Annotated in this window: 3 protein-coding genes; all 3 read right to left on the bottom strand. The window is 41.1% G+C overall.

Translation table 11 applies throughout. The features are described 5' to 3' along the window. Nucleotides 1-112: 112 nt before the first annotated feature. Nucleotides 113-1942: a dihydroxy-acid dehydratase gene (gene ilvD / locus TOL5_RS00185; RefSeq protein WP_004825762.1), complete on the bottom strand. Its 1830-nt coding sequence runs from the start codon at nt 1940-1942 to the stop codon at nt 113-115. Nucleotides 1943-2537: 595 nt separating this feature from the next. Continuing rightward, nucleotides 2538-3332 (bottom strand): trimeric autotransporter adhesin/peptidogylcan-associated protein TpgA, encoded by a 795-nt coding sequence (gene tpgA, locus TOL5_RS00180; RefSeq protein ID WP_009585404.1) that lies wholly within the window; start codon nt 3330-3332, stop codon nt 2538-2540. A gap of 64 nt (nt 3333-3396) precedes the next feature. Then, a complete protein-coding gene (gene ataA / locus TOL5_RS22325; protein WP_228740304.1) occupies nt 3397-14289 on the bottom strand; it encodes a trimeric autotransporter adhesin AtaA in 10893 nt (3630 codons plus the stop codon). Nucleotides 14290-14699: the final 410 nt, after the last annotated feature.

Here is a 14699-nt window from a genome sequence, read left to right as displayed (position 1 = left end):
GATCAATATCCCAAAACCTGATAAAATTTAAACCATTAGGTCAATCCAATAAAAAAGCACCCATTTATGGATGCTTTTTAGCTCAAACTAATGATCTATTTTATTTTAGCGCTTAGATTTCACGCACTGCACCTTTTGAAGCGCTGGTGGTATGCATAGCATAAGCTTTCAAGGCTTTTGAAATCTTGCGCGGACGTTGCTCAGCAGGCTGCCACCCTTTTTCATCTTGAAGCTTACGTCGAGCAGCTAAGGTCGCCTCATCCACAGCAAGATTGATGGTACGATTTGGAATATCAATTTCAATCAAATCACCATCTTCAACCAATCCAATCACACCACCTTCAGCAGCTTCAGGTGATACATGACCAATTGAAAGGCCAGAAGAACCTCCAGAGAAACGTCCATCTGTCAGTAAAGCACATTCTTTACCTAAGCCTTTTGATTTTAAATAACTGGTCGGATAAAGCATTTCCTGCATACCCGGTCCACCACGTGGTCCTTCATAACGGATCACAACCACATCACCAGCCTTAATTTCATGTCCTAAAATTGAATCTACTGCAGCATCTTGGCTTTCAAATACTCGTGCAGTTCCATTAAATTTTAAAATTGAATCATCAACACCTGCTGTTTTAACAATACACCCATCTACAGCAATGTTGCCATACAATACTGCCAAGCCACCATCTTTAGAGAAAGCATGTTCAGCATTACGAATCACACCTGTTTCACGATTGCCATCCAAAGTCTGGTAATAGCGATTTTGTGAGAATGCTGTTTGAGTTGGAACACCACCTGGCGCTGAGCGGAAGAACTCATATACCACTGGGTCTTCTGTACGAATAATATCCCATTTATCCAATGCATCTTTTAAGGTGTGCTCATGCACAGTGTGTACCGATGTATCTAATAAACCTGCACGATCCAATTCACCGAGAATGGACATGATGCCACCGGCACGATGCACATCTTCCATATGCACATCCTGCTTTGCAGGAGCAACTTTACATAATACAGGCACTTTACGCGATAAACGATCAATGTCATCCATGGTAAAGTCAACACCTGCTTCACTGGCAGCAGCCAATAAATGCAATACGGTATTGGTTGAACCACCCATCGCAATATCGAGCGTCATGGCATTTTCATAAGATGCTTTGGTTGCGATCGAACGTGGTAATACCGTGTAATCATCTTGTTCATAATGGCGTTTTGCCAATTCAACAACCAATTGACCTGCTTTTTCGAATAGTTTCTTACGGTTAGCATGCGTTGCTAATGTTGAACCATTTCCTGGTAACGACAACCCCAATGCTTCTGTCAAACAGTTCATCGAATTTGCTGTGAACATACCTGAACATGAACCACATGTTGGGCATGCTGAACGCTCGTATTCTTTTACTTCTTCATCTGTAAAATTATCATCGGCTGCAACCACCATCGCATCAACTAAGTCAATTGCACGTTCTGTACCACGGATTTTAACTTTACCCGCTTCCATTGGTCCACCCGACACAAACACCACTGGAATGTTTAAGCGCATCGCTGCCATTAACATCCCTGGGGTAATTTTGTCACAGTTTGAAATACACACCATGGCATCTGCGCAGTGTGCATTGACCATATATTCGACAGAGTCTGCAATCAAATCACGTGAAGGCAATGAATACAGCATGCCATCATGCCCCATTGCGATACCATCATCCACGGCAATGGTATTAAATTCTTTTGCCACACCACCAGCTGCTTGGATTTGTTCCGCAACCAGTTGACCTAAATCTTTAAGGTGGACATGACCAGGCACAAACTGGGTAAATGAGTTGACTACCGCAATAATCGGCTTACCGAAATCTTCATCTTTCATTCCTGTTGCACGCCATAAGCCACGTGCACCAGCCATATTTCTTCCATGTGTCGATGTTTTTGAACGATAGTCAGGCATTTGTATTTCCAACATTGTTTGAGCTTGAAATGAATCAGATTCACTCTGGCTAAATAAAACTGATATAGCAATAAATCAGTCGAAATATGTACACATCATACTATAAGTTAACGTAGAACCAATGACCTTGAGTATGATCTTTTTTTAAACAAGACGTGTTTACTTATATTTCAACAGGGTTTAGAGATAAATGAATATTGATATTTAATATAACGCTAACACGCCAGATTAGACACAAAACTTCTATGAATAATTTTTTATTTTTTAATAAATAATATTTATCATTTAACAATAATCACTAAATTTAATTTTATAAAAGATCTCTATTCATAGAAGCTCAAATATTGATAATCGAAATATCATTACTTTTTTATCAAATGCTTGTGCCAGAAAGGTAAACCCCAAGCCAATCATTAACACAACTGTTTTTTCATCATTTGCGTACTTTATTGTTTTAAATTAATTGGAAATTTTTGCAATCTCATCAGCTCCTTGATTTTTTAATCAACACCTGCTCAAAAAACAAAAAACGATAATGTGGAACACATATCGTTTTTTGTTTGGATTATCCAAAATTAGATTGAATAAATAAGACTTACCACGTGATATTCACACGACGGTTAGGTGCTAGACATTCAACCAGTTGGATCTTTTTATTGATCCCTGCGCACTTTTGGTACACATCTGTTTTATTTTCAGCACTGTACTGAATTTGCTCGCCACGAATGCCTTGTTGCTTCAAGAGTTCAACGACTGTATTCGCTCTTTGGGCAGATAAACGTTGGTTATACTGAAATGATCCTAAACGATCAGTATATCCAGCCACAAAAACAGGGCTATTCGCATCAGATTGTTTAATCTGATCTGCGATTTTACGAATCACTTCAGCGTTCTTTACACCATTTTTATCCGCATGATCAAAATAAAACAAAACACTTGCAGACTGCCCACCAGGTGCTAGAGTCGTTTGCTCAGTCTCAGACTGATTATTAATCCCCCAAGCCATTAAGCCTTGGCATTGTTCACCTTTCCAATATAGATTGTCTGAACGGTATTGCTTATCAAAATCTATGCGTAATTGGCAACGCTTATATTGGTTTGAGTTAGGCTCACGAATATCCAATACATAATTCCATGTCTTAACCGCAAAAAGACCTTCAGAGAATTGAGGATTTCCCAAAATATGGCGAATCTGATCTTTGGTTAATCCCTTGTCTAAACGTGCGACATCGTCATATTCATAACGGTTCACTTGTTTTAAATAGCTGTCTTTGATTTCAGGAAAATGGATTTCTTGCGTATTTGCACTTTCGACTTCAGCAGCATGGCTCAATGACATCACAAGACCGCTGAATACACCAAACATAATTTTTTTGTTAAATGCTTTCATTTTTTCTCTCTTAAAAAATTTTCGAAGAAAAAGGAAGACCCGAAGATCTTCCCTGTCGAGTGAATTAGTCAATCACACCGCTGATACCGATACGAACACTTGCATCGCCTTGAGACGCTGCAGCTACACCGCCTGTAATCGACCAACGACCATTGTCTGCAGTTTTACGTAAAGTCACACCTACCGCATTTTCACCACCGTGGTAAGCTGCGCCTGCTGCATAGGTATATTTACCTGGGACATATGGTGCTGATTCCAGAGCCATCGCAGCGGCAATACCAGCATTGGCTTTTTTCTCTACATCATCAATACGGTTGTTGGTAATACGGAATGCGTTATCCAACTTGTTACTGACATTGTCAATTTTGCTATTCAATGCTTGATCTGCTTGATTCAATGCATCAATTGCGCCACCAACATTGTTGTATTTCGAGTCACCTACCGTATAACTTGGCGCTGTGAAGCTACCTGTAATGTTGTCATAACCTGCCCCACCACCAAGATAATTGACTACCGCTTGGTTGGTTGTATTCAATTGACTACCATTGACAGCATCTTTAGATGTTGCATTCACTGCACCTTCCTTAACACCTGTCACTACTCGGTTGCCATCTGTTCCAGCGACATTCACCGTTGTACCGCCAGTATCTTTTGCAACCGTCACTGGTGCATCTTTACCTGCTTGTTGAACCAAACCAACAGTACCGTTGTTAATATCATTTTTGATATTGCTAATATCAGTTGTGTTCTGATCAACTTGTTGTTGAACATTCCACAATTGACCGCCATTCACAGCATCTTTAGAACCTTGCGCAACAGTACCATCTTTCACATTGGTGATTGTTGTACCAGTTGCCCCACCACCAAGTGTGATCTTATCTTTTGATGCATCGTCATATTTAACAGCGTTGTTGGCAAGCTCATTTACATTGTTATTCACATTGTTAATTGCGCTGTCCAATTGCCCTTTGTTGACTGCATCTGTTGCATTTACTGCATTCGCAACATTTTGAATGGTTTTATTGCCTGCATCGATGCCTGCCAAGGTAACACTTGGTCCACCACTAATGGTTAATCCAGTGTTGTTCAATACAACTGCGTTATTGCCAATTGTAATACCTGCATTATTCAGAACCGTATCACCCGCTTTGACAGAATCAACTGTCAAGTCTTTTGCTGTTGATACTTCATAGTTGTCTGAACCATCTGCATTTTTGCTCTTGCTGACAACAATATTCTGACCATTAGAAACAGTCGATTTAGATGTTGTTGCCGCAGTATTAATTGCGTTATCAAGCGCAGTTAATGCATCACCAACATTGGTCTGATTACCTTGAGCAACATTATAAGTTGGTCCTGTAATCGTACCGTCTGCATTTACTTTAGCGTTACCACCCAAACTGTTCACCAATGTAGTTTGAGTCGTTACAACTTGGTTACCCACCGCTTTTAACTGTGCAACGTTCACAGCATCTGAATCTACGCTACCCGCAGCAACACCGGTAATTTGACGATAAATACCGCTCGACGCATCACCAACTGCAACAGCACCAGTGCTTGACGTAGTTTTAGTGATCGCGGCTTTATCTGCATTTGTTGCTACAGATAAGGCATAGCCTGCCTCACCAGCACCTGTCGTTGCAGCTGAACCGTTACCCAATACTACTGAACCAGCAATAGTTTTGGTGACATTGTTTCCAAGTACGAAAGTGTCATCTGTAAGTACTTGGTTGTTATTACCCACAGAGTAGCTGTTTGCACCATTTACAATAGTTGGATCACCAATCGCACCCGAATGATCACCAGTGACTTTATTGCCTGTACCAATACTGATCGATTGATTGCCTAAAGCTTCTGCACCAGAACCAATTGCAATTGATTGTTTACCATTGACTTTGGTGTTATGACCTAAAGCAACTGAACTATCTGCACCATTCGCAACAATCGCATTTACACCAATTGCTGTAGAGTTTAAACCACCTGCACTTGAGTCATTTGTTGTACCCAAATCACCTTTTGATGTATCGGCATTGGTATGGAAGAATTTAATACCATCAGTATTCATCTTCTGTACCGTTTGACCAATCGTTAGGCGATCTGTGGTTTCTTGACCTTGTTTGTCATACGTTAAGAACAATGAATCTTGGTTCTTATTGTCAGGTTTGGTATTTACAACTTGGTCAATAATATTCACCTTGTTGCCATTACCATCCACAACTTCCGTGATATTACTGGTAATCACTGCTTTTAACTGTTCTTCAGTCGCAGCTCTACCTTTGGTCGCAAAATCAGTTGAATTTAGATCTTTATTGCTCAAACCTTGGATCGTGTCATTTGCCTTATCAACAACAACATTACCTACAGTTACTTTGTCAAAGTTAACGTCTTTCGCTGTCGCAACTTCATAGTTTGTTGAGCCATCTGCATTGGTACCCGATGTAACGACAACATTATCCCCAGCACTTATCGTGGTTTTCGCTTTAGTCGCTGAATCTTTAATACTGCTGATTGCACCATCAATCGTGTTTGAACCTGTACCACCAATATTGGTCGTTGTGATTGCACCAGTCGTTACATCTCTTGTGGTTGAACCACCAATTGCATTCTTCACGCTGTTTGCAATATCGTATAATTGGCTACCATTGATCGCATCAGTAGATGTTGAGGTCACAGCACCCGCTTTAACATTTCTGATTATTGTGCCATTTGTACCTGCTAAAGTGACATTGTTATAGTTCACACTGCCATCAGCATTCTTATCGTACTTCACTGCAAACTTATCAGTTTCACCTTGCGCTGCATTTAACGTGTTGATCGCTTGGTTAATGCTGGTTTCTGTGTTGCCACTGCTATCTTTAACCGTCAACGCTGTGTTATCTACACCTGCAATGGTATTGCCTGAACCATCTTTAATCGAAATACCATCTTTACCAATCACAGTTGAACCATTGGTGCCATTGGTTCCATCGTTCACGGTAATGCCAGTTAAGTTGTTGAGGTTTTTATTTAACTCAATCGCAACCTGACCGCCTGCAACTTTCGTGGTGATGTTGCTGTCAGCACCGACAACGTCTACTGCTTCGCCTAATTTTTTGTTAACGGTGTTGCCATCTGCTGCTTTTAAACCAAAGCCTGTATTGGTAAGACCTGTACTTAAGCTATCCAATTGACCTTTGTTTACTGCATCACTTGCATTGACACCATTCGCAACATTACTAATTTTAGTTCCGCCACTGGTCACAACACTATTACCTGCTGTGTCAGTTCCGATCGTTGCTGCAGTACCGTTACCATTGCCTGCAGTAATACTGTTGTAGTTCGCACTGCCATCAGCATTTTTGTCGTACTTCACTGCAAACTTATCAGTTTCACCTTGCGCATCGCTGACCGTTTTTAACTGGTCTTCTGTCGCCGCTTGACCTGATACTGCTGTTCCGTTCCAAGTGGTATTACTTAATCCTTTGATTGTATTGCTTGATTTATCTACAACAACACTACCTACAGTCACTTTGTCAAAGTTAACGTCTTTCGCTGTCGCAACTTCATAGTTTGTTGAGCCATCTGCATTGGTACCCGATGTAACGACAACATTATCCCCAGCACTTACCGTGGTTTTCGCTTTAGTCGCTGAATCTTTAATACTGCTGATTGCACCATCAATCGTATTTGAACCTGTACCACCAATATTGGTCGTCGTGATTGCACCAGTCGTTGCATCAATTGTGGTTGAACCACCAATTGCATTCTTCACGCTGTTTGCAACACCATATAATTGGCTACCATTGATCGCATCAGTAGATGTTGAGGTCACAGCACCCGCTTTAACATTGCTGATTATTGTGCCATTTGTACCAGCTAAAGTGACATTGTTATAGTTTGCACTGCCATCAGCATTTTTGTCGTACTTCACTGCAAACTTATCAGTTTCACCTTGCGCTGCATTTAACGTGTTGATCGCTTGGTTAATGCTGGTTTCTGTGTTGCCACTGCCATCTTTAACTGTCAACGCTGTGTTATCTACACCTGCAATGGTATTGCCTGAACCATCTTTAACCGAAATACCATCTTTACCAATCACAGTTGAACCATTGGTGCCATTGGTTCCATCGTTCACGGTAATGCCAGTTAAGTTGTTGAGGTTTTTATTTAACTCAATTGCAACCTGACCGCCTGCAACTTTCGTGGTGATGTTACTGTCCGCACCAACAACTTCAACTGCTTCGCCTAGGTTCTTCTGAACTTTAGCGCCATCTGCTGCTTGTAATGCAAAGCCTTTGCTGGTCGCTGCATTGGTTGCATCAACAACTGCATTGTTCAAGTCACCTGCGTTTACACCTTTGCTTGCATTGGCAACATCTTTGTAGTCACCCGCACTTGCAACATTGTTCAAGCTTGTACCACCTGTTGTGGTGATCTTGCCTGTAGTTGCATCTTGTGTACTGCTTGCAGTCGTACCTGCCAATGTGATGTTGTTGTAGTTCACACTGCCATCAGCATTTTTGTCGTACTTCACTGCAAACTTATCAGTTTCACCTTGCGCTGCATTTAACGTGTTGATCGCTTGGTTAATGCTGGTTTCTGTGTTGCCACTGCCATCTTTAACTGTCAACGCTGTGTTATCTACACCTGCAATGGTATTGCCTGAACCGTCTTTAACTGAAATACCATCTTTACCAATCACAGTTGAACCATTGGTGCCATTGGTTCCATCGTTCACGGTAATGCCAGTTAAGTTGTTGAGGTTTTTATTTAACTCAATTGCAACCTGACCGCCTGCAACTTTTGTGGTGATGTTGCTGTCGGCACCGACAACTTCAACTGCTTCGCCTAGGTTCTTCTGAACTTTAGCGCCATCTGCTGCTTGTAATGCAAAGCCTTTGCTGGTTGCTGCATTGGTTGCATCAACAACTGCATTGTTTAAGTCACCTGCGTTTACACCTTTGCTTGCATTGGCAACATCTTTGTAGTCACCCGCACTTGCAACATTGTTCAAGCTTGTTCCACCTGTTGTGGTGATCTTGCCTGTAGTTGCATCTTGTGTACTGCTTGCAGTCGTACCTGCCAATGTGATGTTGTTGTAGTTCACACTGCCATCAGCATTTTTGTCGTACTTCACTGCAAACTTATCAGTTTCACCTTGCGCTGCATTTAACGTGTTGATCGCTTGGTTAATGCTGGTTTCTGTGTTGCCACTGCCATCTTTAACTGTCAACGCTGTGTTATCTACACCTGCAATGGTATTACCTGAACCATCTTTAACCGAAATACCATCTTTACCAATCACAGTTGAACCATTTGTGCCATTGGTTCCATCGTTCACGGTAATGCCAGTTAAGTTGTTGAGGTTTTTATTTAACTCAATCGCAACTTGTCCACCCACTACTTTTGTGGTGATGTTGCTGTCCGCACCGACAACTTCAACTGCTTCGCCTAGGTTCTTCTGAACTTTAGCGCCATCTGCTGCTTGTAATGCAAAGCCTTTGCTGGTTGCTGCATTGGTTGCATCAACAACTGCATTGTTCAAGTCACCTGCGTTTACACCTTTGCTTGCATTGGCAACATCTTTGTAGTCACCTGCACTTGCAACGTTGTTCAAGCTTGTTCCACCTGTTGTGGTGATCTTGCCTGTTGTTGCATCTTGCGTGCTACTTGCAGTCGTACCTGCCAATGTGATGTTGTTGTAGTTTGCACTGCCATCAGCATTCTTGTCGTACTTCACTGCAAACTTGTCAGTTTCACCTTGCGCTGCATTTAACGTGTTGATCGCTTGGTTAATGCTGGTTTCTGTGTTGCCACTGCCATCTTTAACTGTCAACGCTGTGTTATCTACACCTGCAATGGTATTGCCTGAACCATCTTTAATCGAAATACCATCTTTACCAATCACAGTTGAACCATTGGTGCCATTGGTTCCATCGTTCACGGTAATGCCAGTTAAGTTGTTGAGGTTTTTATTTAACTCAATCGCAACCTGACCGCCTGCAACTTTCGTGGTGATGTTGCTGTCAGCACCGACAACGTCTACTGCTTCGCCTAATTTTTTGTTAACGGTGTTGCCATCTGCTGCTTTTAAACCAAAGCCTGTATTGGTAAGACCTGTACTTAAGCTATCCAATTGACCTTTGTTTACTGCATCACTTGCATTGACACCATTCGCAACATTACTAATTTTAGTTCCGCCACTGGTCACAACACTATTACCTGCTGTGTCAGTTCCGATCGTTGCTGCAGTACCGTTACCATTGCCTGCAGTAATACTGTTGTAGTTGGTACTACCATCCGTATTTTTGTCGTACTTCACTGCAAACTTATCAGTTTCACCTTGCGCTGCATTTAACGTGTTGATCGCTTGGTTAATGCTGGTTTCTGTGTTGCCACTGCCATCTTTAACTGTCAACGCTGTGTTATCTACACCTGCAATGGTATTGCCTGAACCGTCTTTAACTGAAATACCATCTTTACCAATCACAGTTGAACCATTGGTGCCATTGGTTCCATCGTTCACGGTAATGCCAGTTAAGTTGTTGAGGTTTTTATTTAACTCAATTGCAACCTGACCGCCTGCAACTTTTGTGGTGATGTTGCTGTCGGCACCGACAACTTCAACTGCTTCGCCTAGGTTCTTCTGAACTTTAGCGCCATCTGCTGCTTGTAATGCAAAGCCTTTGCTGGTTGCTGCATTGGTTGCATCAACAACTGCATTGTTTAAGTCACCTGCGTTTACACCTTTGCTTGCATTGGCAACATCTTTGTAGTCACCCGCACTTGCAACATTGTTCAAGCTTGTTCCACCTGTTGTGGTGATCTTGCCTGTAGTTGCATCTTGTGTACTGCTTGCAGTCGTACCTGCCAATGTGATGTTGTTGTAGTTCACACTGCCATCAGCATTTTTGTCGTACTTCACTGCAAACTTATCAGTTTCACCTTGCGCTGCATTTAACGTGTTGATCGCTTGGTTAATGCTGGTTTCTGTGTTGCCACTGCCATCTTTAACTGTCAACGCTGTGTTATCTACACCTGCAATGGTATTGCCTGAACCATCTTTAACCGAAATACCATCTTTACCAATCACAGTTGAACCATTGGTGCCATTGGTTCCATCGTTCACGGTAATGCCAGTTAAGTTGTTGAGGTTTTTATTTAACTCAATTGCAACCTGACCGCCTGCAACTTTCGTGGTGATGTTACTGTCCGCACCAACAACTTCAACTGCTTCGCCTAATTTCTTGTTCACAGTCGTACCATCTTGCGCTTTTAATCCAAAGCCCAAATTGGTTAATGCTGTACCTGCATCATCTACATACTTCTTGTTAGCAGCATCTGTGTTATTTGTTGGTGCTGCTACATTGGTAATCGCTTTACCACCAGCATTAATACCTGATGTGTTGTTAATAACAACACCACCAACTGTAACTTGATCAGCTGTTACACCTGCATTGTTAATCGTGGTATTACCCGTTTTAACGCTACCAGTTGCTCCTAAATCCAAGTTTGGATTTAGCTTAACCTGTACACCATCAGTTGTCGCAACTGTACTAATGTTCGTATCACCCGTAATCGAAACGGTGTCACCTAATTTCTTGGTATTGCTTGTGGTTGCTGTATCACCTTTAAATTTTAGACCTGCGGTATCTACAGCATTTTTTGCATCTACACCTTTTTGAATATCGGTTTTTGTAGTCGCTGACAAGTCTACTTTATAGTCAGTGACATTATTTGCATCTTTCGTGCCTGGTGTTACGGTAACTGCTGAAGAACCTGCTGATGCAGTCGTACCATTGGCATTTACTGTATAAACGTCTTGACCGTTTGCACCTGTCGTTTTTACTACGCCAGATACATTGCTTCCAGCTGCGACTTCTGTTCTTGATGCCGCTGCTTTTGAGTCTACATAAGTTTTATTGGTCGCATCTGTACCTGCTGTTGGTGCATTATTAACTGTGACTTTGTTTGCGGTAACTTGAGTTGCCGTAACACCAGCATTGTTAATTACAGTTGAACCCGTAGTAACGCTACCTGTAGTACCTAAGTCCAATGTATTGGATAGTGCAACTTCTACTTTGCCTGCATTTACTTTTGTACTGATGTTGCTGTTTGAACCAACAATATCAACTGCTTCACCTAATTTCTTGTTCACAGTCGTACCATCTTGCGCTTTTAATCCAAAGCCCAAATTGGTTAATGCTGTACCTGCGTCATCTACATACTTCTTGTTAGCAGCATCTGTGTTATTTGTTGGTGCTGCTACATTGGTAATCGCTTTACCACCAGCATTAATACCTGATGTGTTGTTAATAACAACACCACCAACCGTAACTTGGTCAGCTGTTACACCTGCATTGTTAATCGTGGTATTACCCGTTTTAACGCTACCAGTTGCTCCTAAATCTAAGTTTGGATTTAACTTAACCTGTACACCATCAGTTGTTGCAACTGTACTAATGTTCGTATCACCCGTAATCGAAACGGTGTCACCTAATTTCTTGGTATTGCTTGTGGTTGCTGTATCACCTTTAAATTTTAGACCTGCAGTATCTACAGCATTTTTTGCATCTACACCTTTTTGAATATCGGTTTTTGTAGTCGCTGACAAGTCTACTTTATAGTCAGTGACATTATTTGCATCTTTCGTGCCTGGTGTTACGGTAACTGCTGAAGAACCTGCTGATGCAGTCGTACCATTGGCATTTACTGCATAAATATCTTGACCGTTTGCGCCTGTCGTTTTTACTACACCAGATACATTGCTTCCAGCTGCGACTTCTGTTCTTGATGCTGCTGCTTTTGAGTCTACATAAGTCTTGTTGGTCGCATCTGTACCTGCTGTTGGTGCATTGTTTATTGTGACTTTGTTTGCGGTAACTTGAGTTGCCGTAACACCAGCATTGTTAATTACAGTTGAACCCGTAGTAACGCTACCTGTAGTACCTAAGTCCAATGTATTGGATAGTGCAACTTCTACTTTGCCTGCATTTACTTTTGTACTGATGTTGCTGTTTGAACCAACAATATCAACTGCTTCACCTAATTTCTTGTTCACAGTCGTACCATCTTGTGCTTTTAATCCAAAGCCCAAATTGGTTAATGCTGTACCTGCATCATCTACATACTTCTTGTTAGCAGCATCTGTGTTATTTGTTGGTGCTGCTACATTAGTAATCGCTTTACCACCAGCATTAATACCTGATGTGTTGTTAATAACAACACCACCAACCGTAACTTGATCAGCTGTTACACCTGCATTGTTAATCGTGGTATTACCCGTTTTAACGCTACCAGTTGCTCCTAAATCCAAGTTTGGATTTAACTTAACCTGTACACCATCTGTTGTCGCAACTGTACTAATGTTCGTATCACCCGTAATCGAAACGGTGTCACCTAATTTCTTGGTATTGCTTGTGGTTGCTGTATCACCTTTAAATTTTAGACCTGCGGTATCTACAGCATTTTTTGCATCTACACCTTTTTGGATATCGGTTTTTGTAGTCGCTGATAAGTCTACTTTATAGTCAGTGACATTATTTGCATCTTTCGTGCCTGGTGTTACGGTAACTGCTGAAGAACCTGCTGATGCAGTCGTACCATTGGCATTTACTGTATAAACGTCTTGACCGTTTGCGCCTGTCGTTTTTACTACACCAGATACATTGCTTCCAGCTGCTACTTCTGTTCTCGATGCTGCTGCTTTTGAGTCTACATAAGTCTTGTTGGTCGCATCTGTACCTGCCGTTGGTGCATTGTTTACAGTTATACTTGTAAACGTCGGTGTTGCGCTTGTAGCAACCGAATACGATATTGAACCATCAGAAGCTGTCGTCGGGGTAACGACAATATTTGATCCAGCGACTACACTTCGTTGAGTTGCTTTAATTGCATCATCAATCGTATTTTTACCTGTTCCCCCAATATTCGTTGGAGCGGTATATGTATTGTTTGCTGCATTATAGGCAGCACCACTACCTGTACCTAAAGCAGCAGCTAAACGACCATTTGTATCATCATAAGCTTTATCCAACTGAGCAACTGTCACAGCATCTGAAGCGGCTGAACCATCTGCTACATTTTGGATACGACGTGTTGCAGTTGAAGTTCCAACAGATACAACACCATTTGTAGCTGATGCACCTACACCAGTAAGATAAGAATTACCAGATTGTGCAGAAGTTACCGATCCTGCACCTAGTGCAATGCTGTTATTGGTTGATGCCTTTGCGCTTGCACCTATAGCAATCGATTTACTACCTGATGCTTGAGTATTTGTTGTACCATCGTATGTTGTTGTTGCTGTTGCTGAATTAACAGCATCCGAGCTACCAATTGCTATCGATTGATCTCCAGAAGCATTCGTTGAATGCCCCATAGCAATCGATCCAACTCCTTTCGAAACTGAAGTTGTACCTATAGCTATTGAATAGTTATTCGTTGCAGCAGCTTGTCTGGATATTGCTAAACTGTTAAAACCACTTGATAAAGCTGCTGTGCCTAAAGCAATACTTCCAACATTTGTCGCTTGAGCATATCCGCCTATAGCAACAGATAAACCACCCGTAGCTTTAGAATTTCCACCTATCGCTATCCCTGGCGACCCTCCAGTTCCAGAAGTACCACCTTGTGCGTTTTCACCTATAGCGATCGAACACACACTTGGATTTCCTGCATTATAATTCCCAGCCGCTCCAGAGCCTGAGTTCTCAGGATTTTGATAATTATATAAGTCTGCACAATTCGTAGAAGCTGTAGCAGTTGTTCCAGAATTAGTTCCCCCTCCAACTTGAACAGTAGCTGCTATTAAAGATAAAGGTGTTGTTAATATTATCCCACCAACTATTACAGATGAAGATAATGATTTAGCTTTGGATTTTGATGTCGTAGATTTGGTTTTCCCTTTTGCCAATTCAGATACTGCAACCCATGCCAACAAAGTCGCATTCCAAATCACTTTGTAGATTTTATTCATATCGCTTTTCCTTAGGAGATGCATTTTGGGCAGTAGGTTCTGCTTTAGCAATGCATATAAAATGTACAATTTTTTTTATTTAACAATTTACATACAATTAAAGCAATCAAAAAAATGAGATATATTTCACTTTTTTTAACTTTTAAACCAATTGGTTTAATTTTTTTGAAATTAAGCTATATTATTTTACATTTTTAATATTTTACATTTAAAAAACATAGAGTTATATTTATCCTCAGTATTGTAAAGTTTTACTAAAATCACATTATTTCTAATTAATTATGTGACAAATTTTGTCACATTTGTTAAAAATAAGTGTGACTCATTCCTCAAAATTATATTTTATTAAGTTTACATTCTTTGTGTTTACAATTTTTCTTAATAGCTTTTTATTTTTATCTTTCACTACT

Origin of the sequence: Acinetobacter sp. Tol 5 (assembly GCF_019702905.1) — a bacterium.
In the GTDB taxonomy this organism is placed as follows: Bacteria; Pseudomonadota; Gammaproteobacteria; order Pseudomonadales; family Moraxellaceae; genus Acinetobacter; species Acinetobacter bereziniae.
Note: the sequence above shows the minus strand (reverse complement) of the source record. Positions and strands in the feature narration are given on the sequence as shown.